The sequence below is a fragment of the Fundidesulfovibrio soli genome (assembly GCF_022808695.1).
GTDB lineage: Bacteria > Desulfobacterota > Desulfovibrionia > Desulfovibrionales > Desulfovibrionaceae > Fundidesulfovibrio > Fundidesulfovibrio soli.
Window position 1 is genome coordinate 50314 of record NZ_JAKZKW010000013.1, and the last position, 21214, is coordinate 71527.

Below are 21214 nucleotides of genomic sequence, written 5' to 3' on the forward strand. Positions count from 1 at the left end.
GCCATGAACCTGACCGGACCGCAAAAGACCGCCGTTCTCTGCCTGGCGCTCGGCGACAAATTCTGCTCCGAGGTGTTCAAACGCATGGAGCGCGGCGACATCGCCCGCATCTCCAAAGCCATGCTGGAAATCGACACCGTGGAGAAGGAGGACGTCGAGGAGGTGCTCAGGGAGTTCAACGAGTCCATGCAGTACGGTCAGGACCTGCTGGTGGGCGGCGCGGACACCGTGAAGCGCATGCTCAGCAAGACCCTGGACTCCGACACGGCCAAGTACATCATGGACTCGCTGGAGATCTCCTCCGGCCCCATCCCCTTCCAGGAGCTGGGCAACACCTCGCCGCGCATCCTGGCCCAGATCCTGCGCAACGAGCATCCGCAGACCCTGGCGCTCATCCTGGGCCACCTGCAGCCGGACCAGGCCGCGGAGCTGCTCCAGAACCTGCCCTCGGGCGTGCGCGCCGAAGTGCTCCTGCGCCTGGCTAGGCTGGAGGCCGTGGCCGAGGAGATGCTCGTGGAGGTGGACCGGGTGCTCCAGAACCAGCTCATCGCCATGGGCGGCAAGGAAGGCAAGAAGGTGGGCGGCGTGCCCGCGGTGGCCGAGATCCTCAACGCGGTGGACCGCGCCACGGAAGAGGAAGTCCTCTCCGAGATCGAGGAGGAGTCCGCCCAGATGGCCGAGGACATCCGCAACCTCATGTTCGTGTTCGAGGACGTCAAGGTTCTGGACGACCGCTCCATCCGCGAGCTGCTCAAGGAGGTCTCCAACGAGGAGCTGACCCAGGCCCTCAAGGGCGCCTCCGACGAGCTCAAGGAGAAGTTCTTCAAGAACCTCTCCGAGCGCGCGGCCACCATGATCCGCGAAGATCTGGAGATCATGGGCCCCGTCCGGCTGGCGGACGTGGAGTCGGCCCAGCAGAACGTGGTCAAAACCGTGCGCAGGCTGGAGGCCGAGGGCAAGATAGCCATCGGCAGAGGCGGCGGCGATGTCTTCATCTGATCCGTCACGCGGCCTGCTGCCCGGCAACGCCAGGGTGGTCATGGGCATCGGGGCCAACGGTCCCACCGAGATGACCGTCCACGAGATCGAGGGCGCCAAGACCCAGACCCTGGACGAGAAGACCGAGCTGGAGTTCTGGGCCAGGGTCCGGGCCAAAGCCCAGGCCAAGGCCCGCGAGATACTGGAGCAGGCCCTGGCCGAGGCCGAGGCCGTGCGCGCCCAGGCCCGGGAGGAAGGCTTCCACCAGGGGCTGGCCGAGGCGTCCCAGGCCTGCGAGGCCCAGCTGGCCGCCATGGGCGGCACCCTGGCCGGGACCATGCAGGGCATCGAGGCGGAGCGCCCCAGGCTCTGGGCCGTGCACCGTCAGGAATTCGCCGCCCTGCTCAAGATGGCGGTGGAGAAGGTGCTGCACACGGAGCTTTCCCAGCGCCGCCAGGAGATTCTCTCCAACCTGCTGGACCAGGCCATCGACCTGATGGACACCCGCAAGGGCTTCACCGTGCTGGTGAGCCCCCAGGACGAAGAGACCGTGGCCCACCTGCTGGAGGAGGCCAAGAAGGCCCACCAGGGCATGGGCCACTGGCGCGTCAAGGCGGACCCGTCCCTGGAGGCCGGAGGCGTGCGCCTGGAATCCGACGCGGGCATCGTGGACAACTCCGTGGACACCCGCTTCGAACAGATTTCCGACCTTCTGGACCGCGTCGGCTTCGACGACGCCCAGCCCTGAGTTCATGGACGCCCAAGCCTGCATGAGCCTGCTCGACGGCCTGGACCCCGTGCGCACCTACGGCAAGGTGAGCAAGGTGGTGGGCCTCATCGCCGAGGGCAAGGGCATCAAGGCCCCGCTCGGCGCGGTCTGCCAGCTCATGCCCGAAGGCTGCACCGACGCGGAGGCAGGCATCCCCGCCGAGGTGGTGGGCTTCCGGGACGACTCCTGCCTGCTCATGCCCTACGGCGACCTGCGCGGCGTCGGCCAGGGCTGCCTGATCTGCAACACGGCCACCCCGCCGCTGCTGCCCGTGGGCAGGCGCTTCCTGGGCCGCGTCATCGACGCCTTCGGCAACCCCATCGACGACAAGGGCCCCATCGACCCCAGGCGCTACTACCCCCTGTTCAACGACCCGCCGCCCCCCATGAGCCGCCCGCGCATCAGCGAGCCCATGGACGTGGGCGTGCGCGCCATCAACGGCCTGCTCACCCTGGGCAAGGGCCAGCGCGTGGGCATCATGGCCGGTTCGGGCGTGGGCAAGTCCACGCTCATGGGCATGATCGCGCGCAACACCAAGGCCGACGTGAACGTCATCGGCCTGGTGGGCGAGCGCGGCCGCGAGGTGGTGGAGTTCATCGAGAAGGACCTGGGCCCCGAAGGCCTGGCCCGCTCCGTGCTGGTGGTGGCCACCTCGGACCAGAGCCCCCTGGTGCGCATGCGCGCGGCCTACGCGGCCACGGCCATGGCCGAATTCTTCCGGGACCAGGGCGCGGACGTGATCCTGATGATGGACTCCGTGACCCGCTTCGCCATGGCCGGGCGCGAAGTGGGCCTGGCCGCCGGAGAGCCGCCCACCACGCGCGGCTACACCCCCTCCGTTTTCGCCCACCTGCCCAAGCTGCTGGAGCGCGCCGGGCGCAGCGCCGCCGGCTCCATCACCGGCATCTACACCGTGCTGGTGGACGGCGACGACTTCAACGAGCCCATCGCCGACGCCGTGCGCTCCATCCTGGACGGGCACATGGTGCTCACCCGCGACCTGGCCGACCAGGGCCACTTCCCGGCCATCGACGTGCTGAAGAGCATCAGCCGCCTGCGCTCCGACGTGACCGGCAAGGAGGACCTCCAGGCCGGGCGCGAGATCATCCGCATGCTGGCCACCTACCGCCGCGTGGAAGACATGGTGAACATCGGGGCCTACCAGGCCGGGGCCAACCCCGAGATCGACCAGGCCCTGCGCATGATCGGCCCCATCCGCGCCTACCTGCAGCAGCACGTGGGCGAGGCCGAGAGCCTTGAGGGCTCCTTCGCGGCCCTGCACGGGCTGCTGGCCCAGACCTCGGGCTGAGGCCCGCTCCGCTCCCGCCGCGCCCTTTCGAGACGCCGTGCCCCGATTGCACTCTCGGGCCATTGCGGCTATTGTGTGCAAAAGTCGAAAGTGTGTATCCTCTCCCGCCAGTCTCCACCGCTTAGACGTAAGGACCGCGCATGAAATTGAGCGACCTGGGAATCGGTACCCGGCTGAGGGCCGGATTCGGGTTGATCACCCTCATCACGGCGCTCGTGGGCTTGTTCTCCATCTATCAGGCCCAGAGCCTTTCCAGCTTGACGGCCAACCTGTACGACCACCCCTTCACCGTCACCAACTCCATGCGCGATATCCGAGGCCACATCCGCATGGTGGAGACCATCCTGGCGGACATGGACCCCGGCGTCAGCCCATCCAGGGTGGACCAGTTCGGCCGCCAGCTCCAGGGGGCGGAAAAAGATATCCGCGAGCTGTTCCTGCTCGTCCATGAACGCTTCCTGGGCAACCAGGCGGACATCACAACGGCCGAGGAATCCTTCAACGAGTGGTGCCTGCTCATCGACCAGGCCCTGTCGGCCCACAGGGACAACCTGAGCGCGGGAGACCAGCGCGAGGCGGTCCGGGCGGCCAGGGCGCACACCACCCAGCTGATCCACAAGACCCAGGCCATGATCGACTTCGCCACCAACAAGGCCGCCGAATTCAACCGGAAGGCCGCCGAAACGGGAACCCGGGCCATCTACTTCCTCGTGGCCTGCATCGTGCTGGCCTGCCTGTGTGGTTTGCTGGTGGCCAGATACATCACGGGCACCATCGTGCCGCCCCTGAAACTGGTCACCCAGCGCTTGACGCAGATCTCTCGAGGCGACCTGGGGAAGGAGCTCGACTACCACTCCGGGGACGAGGTGGGCCAGCTTGCCGACGCCTTCCGCTTCAAACGCGCGAACCTCAACGCCAAGATCCGCATGGCCGAATCCATAACAGCCGGTGATTTCAGCACCGCGGACGAAACCCCGGACACCAGCGACGCTTTGGGAACGGCGCTGGTTCGGATGTCCGAGGCGTTGCGCGACGCCGCGGCGGCCTCGGAGCACTCCAACTGGGTCAAGACAGGGCGCGCCAACCTGGGCGCGCTGCTGGCGGGCGAACACGACCTGCGCGAACTGAGCGACTCCGTGACCGCCTTTCTGGCCAAATACATGAACGCCCAGATAGGGGCGCTCTACATTCTGGCCGAAGGCAGCCTCAAGCTCACGGGCAGCTACGCCTTCACCATGCGCAAGGACCTCGCCGACAGCTTCGGGCTGGGGCAGGGGCTGGTGGGCCAGGCGGCCCTGGAGCGCCAGGTCATCTCCCTGACCAACGTGCCCGAGGGCTACCTCCGCATCAACTCCGCCCTGGGCGACGCCCAGCCCCGCAACATCGTGGTGGTGCCCATCATGCAAGACGGGCAGGTCAAGGGCGTGCTGGAGCTGGGCTCCCTGGAGGAGATCTCCGGCAACCGGCTCGAATTCCTGCGCGTGGCCTGCGACGCCGTGGGCGTGGCCATCAACACCCTGGAAATCCAGGACAAGCAACGCGCCCTGCTGGAGCAGACCCAGCTCCAGGCCGAGAAGCTCCAGATCCAGCAGGAGGAGCTGCAGGCCACCAACGAGGAGTTGGAGCAGCAGGCCAACGCCCTGCGCAGCTCCGAAGAGGAACTGCGCCAGCAGCAGGAGGAAATGGCTGCCATCAACGACGAGCTGGCCGGCAAGAACAGCTCCCTTGAGCTGCAGCGCGCCGAACTGGGCCTGAAGAACGTGGAGCTGGACAACATCCGCAAGGGCCTGGAGCTCAAGGCCCGCGAATTGGAACAGACCACCAGGTACAAGTCCGAGTTCCTGGCCAACATGTCGCACGAGCTGCGCACCCCGCTCAACAGCCTGCTGCTGCTCTCGCGCAGCCTGATGGAGAACCAGCGCGGCAACATGGAGCAGGACCAGGTGGAGTACGCCTCCATCATCCATCGCAGCGGCAACGACCTGCTGGCGCTCATCAACGAGATCCTGGACCTCTCCAAGATCGAGGCCGGGCGCATGAGCGTGACTCCGCAGGACGTCTCCCTGGCGGAGCTGAGCCAAGTCATGCTGGCCGGTTTCAAACCCCTTGCGGACGAAAAGGGCCTTACCCTGGCCTGTGAGACCGCCCCCCACCTCACCCACGTGATCCGCACGGACAGGCAGCGCCTGGAGCAGATCATGCGCAACCTGCTCTCCAACGCGGTCAAATTCTGCGACAAGGGCACGATCACCCTCTCCTTCCGCCGGCCCACCCCGGCCGAGTGCGCCGGCCTGGAGGGCCTGGCGCCCGAGAAGGCGCTGGCCGTCTCGGTGACGGATTCCGGCGTGGGCATCCCCGAGGAGAAGCAGCAGGAAATCTTCGAGGCCTTCCGGCAGCTCGAAGGCGGCACGGACCGCCGTTTCGGGGGTACGGGCCTGGGGCTGACCATCTCCCGGGAGCTTGCCAGGCTGCTGGGCGGCGAACTCAGGCTCGTCAGCACCCCGGGCCAAGGCTCCACCTTCACCCTGGTCATTCCCACGCATCTCGAAGCCCAGGCCCAGGAGCCGCCGCGCGGGGAAAGCGCCGCAGCCCCGGCCCAAACCAGGCCCAAGCCTCCGGCCGCGCCCGCCGGGGAACCTGCCGCGCAGACCCCCGCCCTGCCCGACGACCGCGAGCAGGACCCCGGGGACGAACCCTTCATCCTGATCGTCGAGGATGACCTGGCCTTCGCGGGCGTGCTCATGGACCAATGCCGGGCCAAGGGCCTGCGCGTGCTGCACGCCTCCACCGGAGAGGACGGCATCGCCCTGGCCCGCTCCCTGCCCGTGGGCGGCGTGGTCCTGGACATCCGGCTGCCGGGCATGAACGGCTGGCAGGTGCTGGAGGAACTCAAGCATGACCCCGCCCTGCGCCACATCCCGGTGCACGTCATGTCCGCGGAGGAGGGCAACCTGGACGCCATGCGCAGGGGCGCGGTGGGCTTCCTGGGCAAGCCCGCCTCGCGGGAGAGCCTGGACGCGGCGCTGGAGCAGCTCGAAGGGATCATGTCCAAGAAGGTCAAGGACCTGCTGGTGGTGGAGGACAACGCGGCCATGCGCAAGGGCGTCTGCAGCCTGCTCTCCGACGCCAGCATCCGCATCCGCGAGGTGGAGACGGGCGAACAGGCCCTGGAGGCCCTGCGGGAACACGACTACGACTGCATGATCCTGGATCTGGGCCTGCCCGACATGACCGGCTTCGAGCTGCTGGACCGCCTGGGGGACAACAAGGAAGGCCACATCCCTCCCGTGATCGTCTACACCGGCCGGGAGCTGACCAAGGAGGAGGAGAACGCCCTGCGCGGCCACGCCGAATCCATCATCATCAAGGGGGTCAAGTCCGAGGAGCGGCTCATCGACGAGACCACCCTGTTCCTGCACCAGATGGTCAAGACCCTGCCGCCCAAGAAGCGCGAACTCATCGCCACCCTCTACGACAAGGACAAGGCCCTGCGCGGCAAGACCGTCCTGCTGGTGGACGACGACATGCGCAACCTCTTCGCCCTGTCCCACGTGCTCCAGGAGCACGGCCTGAACGTGCTCAAGGCCGAGGACGGGCGCAAGGCGCTGGAGATGCTCCAGTCGGGCCAGGAGGTGGATTTGGTGCTGCTCGACATCATGATGCCCGTGATGGACGGCTACGAGACCCTGGCCGCCATGAGGGGCATCCCCAGCCTGGCCGACCTCCCCGTGATCGCCCTGACCGCCAAGGCCATGCTGGAGGACAGGGAGCGCTGCATAGCGGCCGGCGCCAACGACTACCTCTCGAAACCCGTTGACCTGGACCGGCTGCTCTCGAAGCTGCGGGTCTGGCTCTATTCGCAATAGGCCGGTTGTCCGGCGGAGGCGGCGGTGGAACAGCACGAAAAGGAACAGCTGGAGATCGACCTCTTCCTGGAAGGGGTCTTCCGCCGTTACGGATACGACTTCCGCAACTACGCCCGGGCGTCCCTGCAGCGGCGCATGCGGGGGCTCATGGCCGCCACGGGCCACTCGAGCGTCATCGAAATGCTGCCCAAGGTCTTCTCGGACAGGGACTTCCTGGTGCGCGTGGTGGACGCCCTCTCCATCAACGTCACCGAGATGTTCCGGGACCCGCCCTTTTTCCTGGCCCTGCGCGAGAAGGTGGTGCCCTACCTCAAGACCTACCCCTTCATCAAAGTCTGGCACGCCGGGTGCGCCAGCGGGGAGGAGGTGTACTCCCTGGCCATCCTCTTCAAGGAGGAAGGCATCTACGACCGCACGACCTTCTTCGCCACGGACTTCAACGCCGGCACCCTGGAGAAGGCCAAGGCGGGCATCTACCCCCTGGACACCATGAAAAAGTTCGCCGGCAACTACCTTGCCGGGGGCGGCAAGGCCGCCCTGTCCGACTATTTCCACGCCGAGTACGACAGCGCCATCATCGACGGCTCGCTGAAGAAGAACGTGACCTTCGCCATGCACAATCTCGCCACGGACGGCGTCTTCGGGGAGATGCACCTGATCCTGTGCCGCAACGTGCTCATCTACTTCGACGCCCAGCTGCAATGCAGGGTGACCGCCCTCTTCGACGACAGCCTCGTGCACGGCGGCATCCTGGCCCTGGGCAGCAAGGAGACCCTGCGCTTTACCGAGCTGGCGGACTACTACGACCTGCTGGACGAGAAATGGCGGCTCTACAAGAAAACCGGCACCGCCCACCAGGCCGCGCACTGGGGGACGCCCACGTGAGCCCGGGGCGCAGGATGCAGGCGGTGGTCATGGGGGCCTCGGCCGGGGGATGGTCCGCCTTCTCCCGCATCCTCATGGCCCTCCCGGGCGACTACCCGCTGCCCGTGGCCATGGTGCTGCACGTTCACCCCGTGCAAGGGGACGACTACCCCCTGCACATGGCCCCGGGGCGGAGCATCCCCGTGCGCCCCGCGCAGGATAAGGACCCCTTCCTGCCGGGCACGGTCTACTTCGCGCCGCCGGATTACCACCTGCTCATCGATTGGGACCGGACCCTCTCCCTCTCGGCGGACCCCAAGGTCTGCTACTCCCGGCCATCCATCGACGTGCTCTTCGAGAGCGCGGCATCGGTCTACGGCCCCGGGCTGCTGGGCGTCCTGCTCACCGGAGCCAGCAGCGACGGCACGCAGGGGGTCAAACGCATCAACGAGCTGGGCGGCCTGACAGTGGTTCAGGACCCGGACACGGCCGAACATCCCGCCATGCCGCGCTCCGCCGTCACCCACGCATCACCCTGGCGCGTGCTCGGCCTGGACGCCATCACGCAATTGCTGCTCGATCTGGCCCAGGGGCCACGTCCAGCTTTCCTTGATCTTGAGAGTGGGGCGTCAGCGCCCGAAAGGAGCCGCCCGTGACGTCAACGCCCAAAATCCTCATCGTGGACGACAAGCCCGAGAACCTGATCGCGCTGGAGAGCGTACTGGCCCCCCTGGGTGCGGCCATCCTGAAAGCCACCACCGGCGACGAGGCTCTGCGCCTCTCCCTGCGGAACTCCTTCGCCCTGGCCATTCTGGACGTGCAGATGCCGGTGATGGACGGTTTCGAGATCGCCCGCCTGCTTCGGCTGGACATGGCGTCCAGGAACACGCCCATCATTTTCCTCTCGGCGGTCTACTCCGACGACTACCACCAGTTCCTGGGGTACCGCTCCGGCGCGGTGGACTTCATCACCAAGCCCTTCAACCCCGAGTTCCTGCTCCAGAAGGTCAACGTCTTCCTGGAGATGTACAAGAGCAATGCGGCCCTCAAGCAGAGCAAGGAGCAGCTGGAAGGCCTCCTGGACGCGCAACAGCGCACCAACACGGCCCTCCAGAAGGAGATCGCCCGGCGCATCGCCATCGAGAACCAGCTCCAGGCCGCCAAACGCCAGGCCGAGACGCTCAGCCGCGCCAAGAGCGAGTTCCTGGCCACCATGAGCCACGAGATCCGCACGCCCCTGAACGGCATCATGGGCATGCTCCAGCTGGCCCAGTCCCTGCCCATGGACGCCGAGCTCAGGGACTACGTGGACAACGCCCTCTCATCCAGCAGGAGCCTGCTGCGCATCCTCTCGGACATCCTGGACATCTCCAAGGTGGAGGCGGGCATGCTCGAACTGGTCGACGAGGAGTTCGACCTGGAGGAGGTCATCCGGCCCATCGTGGCATCCTTCTGCGACACCGCGGCAGGCAAAGGCATCGGCTACGAAGTCCGGGTGGCCCCGGGGGTGCCCGCCCGCCTGATGGGCGACCCGAGCCGCATGCGCCAGATTCTGTTCAACCTCGTGGGCAACGCCATCAAGTTCACCACTTCAGGCCACGTCCTGCTGGATATGTACACCCTTCCGCATTGCCCCCGGCAGGACTACGTGAACCTGCACTTCAGCGTGACGGATACGGGCATCGGCATCCCCGAGGACAAGGTGGCCCACATCTTCGGCATGTTCACGCAGGTGGAGGGAAGCTACAGCAGGCGATTCGGCGGCACGGGCCTCGGCCTGGCCATCGTGCGGCAGTTGGTGAATCTCATGGGGGGCACCCTGAGCATAGCCACCGAGCTGGGCCACGGCACCGAGATGCACGTCACCCTGCCTCTGCGCGCCAAGCTGGAGCCGGCTCAGGCCGCAAAGACGGCAGCCCGGGCCTGCTGCCCGTCGGAAAAGCCCGGCAACCGGGTGCTCGTGGTGGAGGACGAAAGCATGAACCGCCTGACCGCCGTGCGCTTCCTGCAGCACCTCGGCTTCGAATCCGTGGGCGTGTCGGACGGCCAGCAGGCGCTTGACATCCTGACCCGAAGCCGCTTCGACGTGGTGCTCATGGACATTCAGATGCCGGAGATGGACGGATTGGAAGCCACCCGGCGCCTGCGCGCGGGCGGCACCATCAACCGCGACGTGCCGGTGGTGGCGCTCACCGCTCACGCCATGTCCGGCGACAGGGACAGGTTCCTGGCTGCGGGGATGGACGAATATCTGACCAAACCCATGGAGATGCAGGCCCTGCGGGAGGTGCTCACCAGGCTGTTGCCCGGAGCCCCGGGACAGTGCGCCCCGGCCGGGCAGCAAGGCTGAGCGGAGGGGCCGTCAGTCCCACTCGCAGCGGCAGGAGGGGCCGTCCATGACGCAGCGGACGCCGAAGGCCCTGTCGCGGCCGCCCCGCTTGGCCTCGTAGAGGGCCTTGTCCGCGGCGTCCAGCAGGTGTTGCGGGTTGGACTCCTCACTGGGGCGGGCCGTGGCCACGCCGAGGCTCAGGGTCACGTGCCGCACGCCGTCCACCACGGACCCGGCATGAGGGATCGCCAGCATGCGCACCCTGGCCAGCACCTCGTCGGCCAGCTCCATCGCCCCCTCGTGGTCCGTGCCGGGCAGCACCATGGCGAACTCCTCGCCTCCGAACCGGGCCACGAAGTCCGCCGGGCGCCTGGCCGTCCCCGAGAGCAACCTGGCCACCTCGCGCAGGCAGTTGTCTCCCTCCAGGTGGCCATAGAAGTCGTTGTAGGGCTTGAAGCCGTCGATGTCGGCCATGACCAGCGAAACGGGCCTGCCCTCCCGGGCGGCCCGGCGCCATTCGCGCTCCAGGGTCTCGTCGAGGCAGCGGCGGTTGTGCAACCCGGTCAGGCCGTCGGCCATGGACATGCGCAGCAGCGCGTAGTTGGCCCGCTCCAGCTCATCCTTGATCCGGGTGAGTTCCTCCACCTTTTCGGCAAGCTCCTTGCGCTGCCTGTGCAGCTCCAGAAACACGGCGACCTTGCCCAGCAGGATGTCGGCGTTGACCGGCTTGTACAGGAAGTCCACCGCGCCGGAGGTGTAGCCCTTGAACACGTGGTGCTCGTCATAGGCGGCGGCGGTCAGGAAGATGATGGGCATGGCCCGGTTCTCGCGCTGGGTCCGCAAGAGGGTCGCCAGCTCGTAGCCGTCCATGCCTGGCATGCGCACGTCCACGATGGCCAGGGCGAAACTCTCGTTGAGGGCGGCGCGCAGGGCCTCCTCCCCTCCCAGCGCGTTCACGCAGGTGACGTCCAGCGCGGAAAGCACGCAGGCCAGGGCCGTCAGGTTTTCGCTCCTGTCGTCCACAAGCAGGATCTTGTCCCGCGCGTCATTCCCGACGTGTTGGTTCTTGGTCGGTTGCGTCGTCATGCACAATCCGGGGCAGGCGGGCGAAAGGGCCGTCCGGCTTCCCCCCGGACAGCGGTCGACTCCTAACGCCCAATTATCCGCATCCGCAATTGCACACTTTTCCGGTCTGGTAAAGATAAGCGCAAATTCAGGGCAACCAGACGGGATCCCCTCCGTAAGCGTCATCGCCCTGGCGGGCTCTTCAGCCCGCGCATCCTGCGCCACAGCGTGGAGCGGCTGACGCCCAGCTCCCTGGCCGCCTCGCAGACCCTTCCGCCGCAACGCTCCAGCGCCTCGCGGATGCGCTCCTGCTCGGGGTGCCGCGGGGTTTGCGCCGCCGAAGCGGGCTCTGCCGGGCCGCTCCCGGCGGGGGGGGCGTCCAGGAGGCTGTGTATCAACGCGCCTGTTATGGCCTGATCGCGATGCACGGCCACCACCCGGGCCATGACGTTCTGGAGTTCGCGCACGTTGCCGGGCCAGGCATGGGCCTGCAGCGCCGCCAGCGCGCCATCCTCCAGTTTGTAGCCTTGCTGGTGGGCCCTGTGCCCCGAGGCCTGCTCCAGAAAGTGCGCCGCCAGGCCGGGGATGTCCTCCCGGCGGGAGCGCAGGGGCGGCAGGCGCAGGCGCAGCACGTTCAGGCGGTAGAAGAGGTCGTCGCGGAAGGCCCCGGCGGCCACGAGGCGGCCCAGGTCCTTGTTGGTGGCGGCCACCACGCGCACGTCCACGGGGATCACCTGGTCGCTGCCCAGGCGCATGACCTTTTTCTCCTGCAGCACGCGCAGGAGCCTGCCCTGGGTGGGCAGGTCCATCTCCGCGATCTCGTCCAGGAAGATGGTGCCCCCGTGGGCCAGCTCGAAGAGGCCGGGCTTGCCCTTCTGGCTGGCCCCGGTGAAAGCCCCGGGCACGTAGCCGAACAGCTCGCTCTCCAGCAGCTGGCCGGGCAGGGCAGCGCAGTTCACGGCCACGAAGGGGCCGCCCCGCCTGGCGCTGGCATTGTGGATGCCCTGGGCGAAAAGCTCCTTGCCGGTGCCGGTTTCGCCGTGGATGAGCACCGTGGCCGAAGTTCGGGCATAATCCGCGCCCATGGCCAGGGCCTGGCGCAAGGCCGGGCTCTCGCCCCGGATGTCCTGGAAGCGCGAGGCCGCCACGTGGCCCGAGGCCAGGATGCGCTTGCGCACCGTGGCCTCCATCTTCTGGATCTGGCGCACGTCGTGGAAGGTGGCCACCGCGCCCACGGTCTCCCCGCGCACGTTGATGGCGGTGCGCGCGCACATGATCTCCTGGTCGAACACCCGCTCCACCTGGCCGGCCTGGCCCTGGCCCGTCTCCAGCAGGCGCTCGAGCCCGGAGCGGGCCCAGACCTCGCCCACCGGGCGGCCCACGGCGTCGGCCTCGGTCATGCGCAGGAGCCTGCCCGCCACGGGGTTGAGCACCGTGACCACCCCGCGCCGGTCCACTGCCAGGATGCCGTTGTCCGTTGAGGTGAGCACCGCGCGCATGAGCTGGCTCTTGGCCTTCTCCACCCTGCGGCCGTGGGCGATGCGCTTGGCCTCCCGGGCGGCGGCCAATATGCTCTGCGCCCCGCTCTCCACGGGCTGGCAGGGCACGCCGAGACGCGAGGCGATGAGCGCCGTGATGTAGCCCCCCACCACGATCCCGGCTCCGTCCTCCCTGGCGCGCATCAGCGCCGGGGCGATGCCCTCCTGGGAATCCCATCCGTAGACGGACACCTCCACGCCGAGCATGGCCCCCATCTCCCGCGCGCCGTCGGACATGGGCGGGAAGGCCACAACCGCGATTCGCTCCGCGCGGGCCCTGGCCTTGTGCAGGGCGGTGAGCAGGTCCATGCTGGAGGTGGAGATGTCCACCACGGAGAGGTCCGGCAGGGCCTGCTGGATGCACCGGGCCGTGGCCCCACGGGAGATGACCACCTCCACCCCGGCTGCGGCCAGCTTCGCGGCGGTCTCGGCCGCGCCGTCCATGAGCCCCTCGGCCAGGCGGATGTCGTCGTGGACCCCGGCGAAGACCTGCCTGGCGGTTTCGAGCATGCCCCCGTGCAAGGCGATGAAGGCGATGGTGTCCATGAAGATTCCCCCTGCGACATGGCGCGACGGATTGAAACAGATTGAGACATAGCTGTTTCATTCCTGCGACGCAAGCGCGCAACATCCACGCATAATTGGTTTTATTATTTGGAACGGAACCTGCTTTCAAAACGGGTGTCTTGGTTCGTCGAACCGGTCCCCGCCTGCGCCGGAGTGCGCTACGGGGCCAAACGCAAAGGAGCAGCGCATGAAACTCGACTGGAAGGCCGTCCTGCCGCTGGCCATAGGAGTGATCCTGTGGTTCGTCCCCACTCCCCAGGGCCTGCAGCCCTACGCATGGCAGTATTTCGCCCTGTTCGTGGCCGTCATCGCGGCGCTGGTCATCGAGCCCATCCCGGCGGCCGCAGCCGGGCTCATGGGCGTGACCCTGGCCGCGGCGCTCAACCTGGTGCCCGCCACGGCCGACAAGGCCCCCACCACGGCCGACGCCGTGCGCTGGGCCCTCTCGGGCTTCTCCAACGGCACGGTCTGGCTCATCTTCGTGGCCTTCATGTTCGCCATGGGCTACGAAAAAACCGGCCTGGGCAAACGCATCGCACTGCTGCTCATCAAGACCCTGGGCAAGAGCACCCTGGGCCTGGGCTATGCGGTCGCCCTGGCCGACCTGGCCCTGGCCCCCTTCACGCCCTCCAACACCGCGCGCAGCGGCGGCGTGATCTTCCCCATCATCAAGAACATCCCGCCGCTCTACGGCTCCACGCCCGAGAGCGGAGCCCGGAAGATCGGCGGCTACCTGATGTGGACGGCCCTGGCCACCACCTGCATCACCAGCACCATGTTCCTCACGGCCCTGGCGCCCAACCTGCTGGCCCTTTCGCTGCTGGAGAAGACCACCAAGCTGACCATCGGCTGGACCGAGTGGTTCGTGCACCTGGCCCCCGCCTGCATCCTGCTCTTCCTGGCCACGCCCTTCCTGGTCTACGTGATCTATCCGCCCGAGATCAAACGCAGCGAGGACGCCCCCAAGTGGGCCGGCGAGGAGCTGGCCAAGATGGGCTCCATCACCGCCAAGGAGCTGACCATGGCCGGCCTGGCCGTGTTCGCCCTGCTGCTGTGGATATTCGGCGGCAAGCTCTTCGACGCCACCATCGTGGCCCTGATGGCCCTTTCGCTGATGATCCTGACCAAGGTGGTCACCTGGGACGACATCACCAGCCACAAGACCGCCTGGAACGTGCTCTGCTGGTTCGGCACCCTGGTGGCCCTGGCCGACGGCCTGGGCAAGGTGGGCTTCCTGAAGTGGTTCGCGGCCCTGGCCGCGGGGGCCATGTCCGGCTTCTCGGTCAACGCCCTGATGGTGGCCCTGGTGCTGCTGTTCTTCTTCATCCACTACATGTTCGCCAGCCTCACGGCGCACACCACGGCGCTCCTGCCCGTGATCCTGGCCACGGCCATGGGCATCCCCGGCATCCCCATGAAGACCTTCTCCATCCTGATCTGCGCCACGCTCGGCCTCATGGGCATTCTCACGCCCTACGCCACCGGCCCGAGCCCCGTGTATTACGGATGCGGCTACATAACCCGCAAGGAGTTCTGGACCCTCGGCTTCGTCTTCGGCGTCATCTTCATCGCGGCGCTGGTGGGCATCGACTTCCCCTACATGCTCATGCTCAAGCCCTAGGCCCGCGCAAAAACCAACAGAGGCCATACACATGAACGGAAAGATCACCGTGTTCGGAGCGGGCAACGTGGGCGGAGCCGTGACCCGCAGGCTCATCGAGCGCAAGCTCTGCAAGAAGGTCGTGCTGGTGGACCGCAGCCCCGGCAAGGCCCAGGGCATCGCCCTGGACATCCTGGAGGCCAGCCCCGTGGACCTCCTGGAGCCGGTCTGCGTCTCCGGGGAGGACCTGGAGCAGACCAGGAACTCCGACATCGTGGTCATCACGGCCGGGGCCACCCGCAAGGAGGGCATGACCCGCGACGACCTGCTCAAGATCAACGCGGAGATCGTGCGCGAGTGCGTGACCAAGGCGGCCATGTACAGCCCCTACGCCTTCTACATCATCGTGAGCAACCCGCTCAACGTGATGTGCCACGTGGCCATGCAGGCCGGGCAGATACCCCGCACGCGCATCACCGGCATGGCCGGAATCCTGGACGCCAGCCGCTTCCAGTACTTCATCTCCAAGGAGCTGAACGTCTCGGTGGAGAACGTGCAGGCCATGGTGCTGGGCGAGCACGGGGAGGACATGGTGCCCGTGCCCCGCTACTCCACCGTGGCCGGCATCCCCCTGCCGGAGCTGATGCCCGCGGAGAAGCTGGAGGAGCTGGTGGCCAGGACCCGCGACGGCGGGGCCGAGATCATCCGGCTGATGCACACCAGCGCCTTCTACGCCCCGGCCTCGGCCGTGACGCAGATGGTGGCCGCCGTGGTCATGGACAAGAAAAAGATCCTGCCCTGCACGGCCTACCTCACCGGGGAGTACGGCATCTCCGGAGCCTTCGTGGGCGTGCCCGTGAAGCTCGGGGCCAACGGCGTGGAGGAGATCAGGGAGATCGAGCTCACCGGCGACGAGCGCGCGGCCCTGGCCCGTAGCGCGGAGAAGATCAAGGCCCAGCTGGCCGCCATCGGCCTCACCTGCTGAGCCTTCGGCATTGAACGCGCCGGTGACGGCGTACAGACGACACAAGGAGCTTGCGAATGGACAAGCAAGAGGCCAGACGGTCCCTGACGGAGATCATGGCCAAGTTCACGGGATACGTGGGCAAGCGCCTGCCCCAGGACGTGCTGGACAAGCTGGCGCAACTGCGCGAAGGCGAGGACAGCCCCCTGGCGCGCGTGGTCTACGACTCCATGTTCGAGAACCAGGAGGCCGCCGACAAGCTCGACCGCCCCTGCTGCCAGGATACCGGCGTCATCGAATACTTCGTGACGGCCGGAGCGGACTTCCCCCTGCTGGGCGAGCTGCGCGGGATCCTGGGCGAGGCGGTGCGCCAGGCCACCAAGGACGCCCCCCTGCGCCACAACGCTGTTGAGACCTTCGTGGAGAAGAACACCGGCGACAACACCGGCACCCGCGTGCCCTGGATCGAGTGGGACATCGTCCCGGGCGATTCGGTCACCATCGAGGTGTACATGGCGGGCGGCGGCTGCAGCCTACCGGGCGCGGCCAAGGTGCTCATGCCCTCGGCCGGCTACGAGGGCGTCGTGCAGTTCGTGTTCGACGTGATCACCTCCTACGGGGTCAACGCCTGCCCGCCCCTGCTGGTGGGCGTGGGCGTCTCCACCTCGGTGGAGACTGCGGCCATGCTCTCCAAGAAGGCCATCCTGCGGCCCATCGGCACCCGCAACCCCAACCCCCAGGCGGCCGAGATGGAGCAGCTGCTGGAGAAGGGCCTCAACGACGTGGGCCTCGGCCCCCAGGGCCTCTCCGGCAAGTCCTCGGTGCTGGGGGTGCACATCGAGAACTCGGCCAGGCACCCCTCCACCATCGGCGTGGGCGTGTCCGTGGGCTGCTGGGCCCACCGGCGGGGCACCATCCGCATCGCCCCGGACCTGTCCTACGAAATCCTCTCGCACAAGGAGGCCGTGCTGTGAAAAAGATCCTCAACACGCCCATCTCCAGCGAGGACATCGCCTCGCTGCGTGTGGGCGACGTGGTCTTCCTGAACGGCCACATAGTCACCTGCCGCGACGTGGGCCACCGCCGCCTCATCGAGCTGGGCCGGGAGCTGCCCGTGGACCTCAAGGGCCTGGCCATCTTCCACGCCGGTCCCATCGTGGTGAAGGACGGCGACGGCTGGAAGATGATCTCCATCGGCCCCACCACCAGCATGCGCATGGAGCGCTTCGAGGATGAATTCATCGAGCGCACCGGGGTCAAGCTCATCGTGGGCAAGGGCGGCATGGGCCCCAAGACCGCCGAGGCCTGCAAAAAGCACAAGGCCCTGCACGCCGTGTTCCCCGGCGGCTGCGCCGTGCTGGCCGCCACCGAGGTGGAGGAGATCGAGCGCGTGGAATGGGAGGACCTGGGTATGCCCGAGGCGCTCTGGGTCTGCCGCGTGAAGGAGTTCGGCCCCCTGATCATCTCCATCGACACCGAAGGCAACAACCTCTTCGAGGAGAACAAGGCCCGCTATAACGAGAGCAAGGGCCCCATCATCGAGGAGATCAACCGCCAGGTCCGCTTCATCAAATAGCCTTGCCCGACGCCCCCTGCGCGGCCGCCATGTGCGGCCGCGCCGGGGATGCGCCATCCCCCGCCCTTCGCATATCCGCCCGAAAAAACTTCGGTCTTCGCGCTACGCCTGCTTGCCTATCGATTCCCCTTGGATCATAGATAAGGCAGATAACACGCACTACCGGAGGCCGCCCATGCCGCGCGTTCTCGCTCTGGCCCTGGCCGCACTGGCCCTGATCGCCTCCCCCGCCTCGGCGGGGGACACCTTCGAGATGGTCAAGAAACGGGGCGAACTGCGCTGCGGCGTGAGCAACGCCCTGCCGGGCCTGTCCCAGCCTGGCGCGGACGGGGCTTGGCGCGGCCTGGAGATAGACTTCAGCCGGGCCGTGGCCGCCGCAGTGCTGGGCGACCCAGCCAAGGCGTCTTTCCTCCCGCTGGAGACCGCCGGGCGCTTCCCGGCGCTGCTGGCCAAGCAGGTCGACCTGCTGGGCCGCAACACCAGCTGGACCCTCGGCCGCGAGGCCCAGCTGAAGGTGAGCTTCGCCGGGCCCCTGCTCTACACGGCCCAGAGGTTCTTGGTGCGCACCGCCGACGGCATCCGCGACGCCAAGGGCCTCGACGGGGCCAGCCTGTGCATCGTCAAGGGCACCACGCACGCCCAGGACCTGGAGGACTTCTCCGCGGCCAGCGGAATCCGCATGACGCCGCTGTACTGCAACAGCGCGGAGCAGGCCCGGGACGTCTTCCTGGCGGGGCAGTGCAAGGTCCTGACCGCGGACGGCGTCGTGCTGGCGGGGTTCCTCTCCGCGCTCGGCCCCGGGGCGGCGGAATACGCCGTGCTGCGCGATGCGAACAACTACGAGATCATCGCCCCGGTGGTGCGCTCTGACGACGCCGAGTGGCTGCTGGCCGTGCGCAGCGTGCTGGCGGCCCTGGTGCACGCCGAGGAATGCGGGCTGACCCGCGACGCAGCCGCGAAGGCCCTCGCGGATGGCGGGCAAAGCCTCGGCGACGGAGCCGCCCGGCGCACGCTGGGCGACGCGGACGCCATAGCCAAGGCCCTGGGCCTCGCGCCGGGCTGGATGCTCAGGGCCGTGGCCGCGTCGGGCAATTACGGCGAGATGTTCGAGCGCAACCTGGGCTCCGCGAGCCCCCTGCGGCTCGACAGGGGCCGCAACCGCCTCTGGTCTGACGGCGGCCTGATGTACGCCCCCCCCTTCTGAACACGCCCTCGCCCAAGGAACGCGCACCATGCCGGAATATCAAGCCTACATCATCTTCGCCGTGTTCGGGGCGGTCATCCTGGCCATCGCCTGCAACCTGATGGACATGGCCCTCGCGGGCATGCTGGGGCTGTGCGCCCTGACCCTGCTGGGCATCATCTCCAACAGCGACGTCATGCGCGCGGTCATGGTGTCACAGGGCGCGCTGGCCCTGCTCTTCGGCGGCATGGTCGTGGCCAGGGTGCTGACGCCCACGGGCGTCTTCGAGCACATCGGCACCCGCTTCCTTATCCTGACCAAAGGCAGCGGCAAGCGCTTCCTGCTCTACACCGCGGTGCTGACCTCGGTGGTCTGCGCCATCCTGCCCAACGCCACGGCCGTGATCCTCATCGCGCCCATCGTCGTGCGCGTCTGCCGCGAGCTGGAGGTGGACTTCGTCGGCCCGCTGATCATGGTGGCCATGCTCAGCAACGCGGCCGGGCTGCTGACCCTGGTGGGCGATCCTGCCACCTTCCTGGTGGGCCAGGCCGCCGGGCTGGGCTTCGTGGAGTATCTGCGCAAGGTGAGCCTGGGCGGCGTGCTGGCCATCCTGGTGGTGGTGCCGCTGATGCCCGTTCTTTTCAGGGACGTGTGGCGCGCCCGGCGCGTCCTGCCCGAAGGGCTGGCCCCAGGACCCATCGCCCGCCCCGGCTTCTGCCTGTTCGCCGTGTTCTCCATGGCCCTGATGGTGGCGCTCTTCCTGGTGGGCGAATACCTGCCCAGGCCCGTGGTTCCGCCCTCGGCGGCGATCATCGGGGCCAGCCTGGCCCTGCTGGCCATGTACACCTACAAGGTGGAGCCCCTGGAGAACGTCTTCAAGGACATCGACTGGAAGACGCTCATCTTCATCTTCAGCATGATGTGCTACGTGGAGGAGGTCACCAAAACCGGAGCCCTGGGCGGGCTCTCGCGCGGCATGCAGAGCGCGTTCGGGCAGGATTTCCTGCTGGTGGGCATCGTGCTCATGGGCGGGATCGGGCTTGTCTCGGGCTTCCTGGCCAACATCCCCGTGGTGGCGGCCGCGGTGCTCTTGACCAAAGGCTACTTCGTGCTCACGCAGGTGGTGCCCGAGGAGGCCATGGGCATCGCCTTCACGGACTGGCCGGACCAGACCCTGCCCGTGTTCGTGGCCATGATGTTCGGCGGCACCCTGGGCGGCAACGCCACGCTCATCGGCTCCTCCGCCAACCTGGTGGCCGGGGGCATCTGCGCGTCCCAGGGCAGCCCAGTCTCCTTCGTGCGCTTCCTGCGTTACGGCGTGCCGGTGACCGTCTGCCAGCTGCTGGCCTCGGCCTGCTACGTATGGGCCCTGTCGAAAGCCATCTAGTCGGGCTTGCGTAATAGTGCACGCCGCGTCTATGATGTGACCAGCCGCAGCGTGCGGCCGCCCCGGGTGTTTTGGGGGATTACTTCTAACCGCAGCGCGGCATCATGGACATCGAAACTGCGAAACGCACCCAACTCCCCCGCATCGACGCTGAAACTTTGCGCTGGATGGTCGACTTCGTCACCTGGAAGAAGCGCAAGTCCCCGTCCCCGGGCTTGGTCTGCATCAATTTTCTATTGGATTACATAGACTTGCGCGTGCACGACTACTACTTTCTGCACCGCAACTACACCCACCTGATGCCCATGCTGCGGGCCTACGGCGACGCATTGGGGCCGGTAAGCGGCCTGGACAGGCTCATCGAGGACATAAAGAAGCACCAGGAGACCCTGGCCGGCTAAGCCGCGAGGACAACGCACCATGACCCGCAGCGCACTCCTCTTCGTCTGCCTCGCCGGGGCTCTTGCCGCCCTGGCCCTGGGCTGCGCACAGCGCGGGCCAATGACTGATTCCGAATTCCTGGGCTTCTGCCACTCCGCCGGGGGCCGCAACGACGCCTGCGACAACGTGGGCATCTGCGAGACCTACCTGCGGGGCGTCAGCAGCCACGACCCCGACCTGGCCACCTGTCTGCAAGGCTGCGGCGAGGTGAAGCGCAAGCTCGAGTCCGGCCACAACCTGGCCTGCTCGCGCTCCATCGGCGGCGGCTATGCCTGGTGTCAGCGCTCCTGCCGCACGCTTTACACCGAATAGGCAGCCTCTTTCCGCTCGGCCCCGGGGGCATCTCCGGCCTTGCCCGCCCCCATCCGGCCCTTGGCCATATCCCGTTCGAAATCCTTGCCCCAGCCGCAGAGCATCTCCAGCACGGGCATCACGCTCCGCCCCCGCTCGGTGAGTGAATACTCCACCCTGGGCGGCACGCTGGCGTGGGCCTGCCGCAGGATCAGGCCGTCGGCCTCCATCTCCCGCAGCTGCTGGGTGAGCATCTTCTGCGAGGCCCCGGGCAGAAGGCGGCGCAACTCCCCGAAACGCCTGGTTCCGAGCGTCCCGAGCCGCCACAGCACCAGGGGCTTCCACTTGCCCCCGATCACGTGCAGGGCCAGCTCCACGGAGCAGGTGTAGCGTTTTCCGGCGTATTGACGCTCCGGGCAGGAAGGGGGTGGCGTCTGTGGCATGGTTGCGTCCTGTGCTTGCGGATTCGGGCAGGGGATTGGATACG

The 21214-nt window shown here is 67.4% G+C and carries 18 protein-coding genes; 15 read left to right on the plus strand and 3 right to left on the minus strand.

Features of this window, described 5'->3' with window-relative positions; genetic code table 11:
* Positions 1-3 precede the first annotated feature (3 nt).
* From fliG to MLE18_RS12005, 7 genes are all read left to right on the plus strand, one after another.
* Entirely contained in the window at positions 4-999 is a 996-nt protein-coding gene (gene fliG / locus MLE18_RS11975; protein ID WP_243439034.1) for a flagellar motor switch protein FliG, read from the plus strand.
* Positions 986-1726, plus strand: a complete 741-nt coding sequence (locus MLE18_RS11980; RefSeq protein WP_243439035.1) for a FliH/SctL family protein — start codon at positions 986-988, stop codon at positions 1724-1726. The genes fliG and MLE18_RS11980 overlap by 14 nt, the downstream gene beginning before the upstream one ends.
* 4 nt (positions 1727-1730) lie before the next feature.
* A complete protein-coding gene (locus tag MLE18_RS11985; protein ID WP_243439036.1) occupies positions 1731-3056 on the plus strand; it encodes a FliI/YscN family ATPase in 1326 nt (441 codons plus the stop codon).
* 140 nt (positions 3057-3196) lie between these two features.
* The gene (locus MLE18_RS11990; protein ID WP_243439037.1) at positions 3197-6922 is read left to right on the plus strand and encodes a response regulator; all 3726 of its coding nucleotides are present in this window, start codon (positions 3197-3199) and stop codon (positions 6920-6922) included.
* 24 nt (positions 6923-6946) lie between these two features.
* Positions 6947-7807, plus strand: coding sequence for a CheR family methyltransferase (locus tag MLE18_RS11995; protein WP_243439038.1), 861 nt, complete (start codon positions 6947-6949; stop codon positions 7805-7807).
* On the plus strand, positions 7804-8442 hold the full coding sequence (locus tag MLE18_RS12000) for a chemotaxis protein CheB (RefSeq protein ID WP_243439039.1): 639 nt from the start codon (positions 7804-7806) through the stop codon (positions 8440-8442). Before MLE18_RS11995 ends, MLE18_RS12000 begins: the two co-directional genes overlap by 4 nt.
* Positions 8439-10136 carry a response regulator gene (locus tag MLE18_RS12005; RefSeq protein WP_243439040.1) on the plus strand — a complete coding sequence of 566 codons (1698 nt, stop codon included), beginning with the start codon at positions 8439-8441 and terminating at the stop codon, positions 10134-10136. The genes MLE18_RS12000 and MLE18_RS12005 overlap by 4 nt, the downstream gene beginning before the upstream one ends.
* Before the next feature lie 12 nt (positions 10137-10148).
* On the opposite strand, the gene MLE18_RS12010 is transcribed toward MLE18_RS12005, so the two are convergent.
* Positions 10149-11201, minus strand: a complete 1053-nt coding sequence (locus tag MLE18_RS12010; RefSeq protein WP_243439041.1) for a GGDEF domain-containing response regulator — start codon at positions 11199-11201, stop codon at positions 10149-10151.
* Positions 11202-11362: 161 nt separating this feature from the next.
* On the minus strand, positions 11363-13264 hold the full coding sequence (locus tag MLE18_RS12015; protein ID WP_243439042.1) for a sigma 54-interacting transcriptional regulator: 1902 nt from the start codon (positions 13262-13264) through the stop codon (positions 11363-11365).
* 208 nt (positions 13265-13472) lie between these two features.
* Here MLE18_RS12015 and MLE18_RS12020 point away from each other — a divergent pair, with 208 nt between their 5' ends.
* From MLE18_RS12020 to MLE18_RS12055, 8 genes are all read left to right on the plus strand, one after another.
* A complete protein-coding gene (locus MLE18_RS12020) occupies positions 13473-14906 on the plus strand; it encodes an anion permease (RefSeq protein ID WP_243439043.1) in 1434 nt (477 codons plus the stop codon).
* A gap of 31 nt (positions 14907-14937) precedes the next feature.
* Entirely contained in the window at positions 14938-15870 is a 933-nt protein-coding gene (gene mdh, locus MLE18_RS12025; RefSeq protein ID WP_243439044.1) for a malate dehydrogenase, read from the plus strand.
* A 56-nt stretch (positions 15871-15926) separates the two neighbouring features.
* Positions 15927-16823, plus strand: a complete 897-nt coding sequence (gene ttdA / locus MLE18_RS12030) for a L(+)-tartrate dehydratase subunit alpha (protein WP_243439045.1) — start codon at positions 15927-15929, stop codon at positions 16821-16823.
* Entirely contained in the window at positions 16820-17425 is a 606-nt protein-coding gene (gene ttdB, locus MLE18_RS12035) for a L(+)-tartrate dehydratase subunit beta (RefSeq protein WP_243439046.1), read from the plus strand. The genes ttdA and ttdB overlap by 4 nt, the downstream gene beginning before the upstream one ends.
* A gap of 175 nt (positions 17426-17600) precedes the next feature.
* Positions 17601-18629 (plus strand): transporter substrate-binding domain-containing protein, encoded by a 1029-nt coding sequence (locus tag MLE18_RS12040; RefSeq protein ID WP_243439047.1) that lies wholly within the window; start codon positions 17601-17603, stop codon positions 18627-18629.
* Positions 18630-18657: 28 nt separating this feature from the next.
* A complete protein-coding gene (locus MLE18_RS12045) occupies positions 18658-19995 on the plus strand; it encodes an ArsB/NhaD family transporter (RefSeq protein WP_243439048.1) in 1338 nt (445 codons plus the stop codon).
* Between the two features lie 104 nt (positions 19996-20099).
* Positions 20100-20396 (plus strand): hypothetical protein, encoded by a 297-nt coding sequence (locus MLE18_RS12050; protein ID WP_243439049.1) that lies wholly within the window; start codon positions 20100-20102, stop codon positions 20394-20396.
* Positions 20397-20415: 19 nt separating this feature from the next.
* A complete protein-coding gene (locus MLE18_RS12055) occupies positions 20416-20748 on the plus strand; it encodes a hypothetical protein (protein WP_243439050.1) in 333 nt (110 codons plus the stop codon).
* Here the strand turns inward: MLE18_RS12055 and MLE18_RS12060 are convergent.
* A complete protein-coding gene (locus MLE18_RS12060) occupies positions 20736-21170 on the minus strand; it encodes a winged helix-turn-helix transcriptional regulator (protein WP_243439051.1) in 435 nt (144 codons plus the stop codon). The two genes, MLE18_RS12055 and MLE18_RS12060, sit on opposite strands and share 13 nt — an antisense overlap.
* Positions 21171-21214 lie beyond the last annotated feature (44 nt).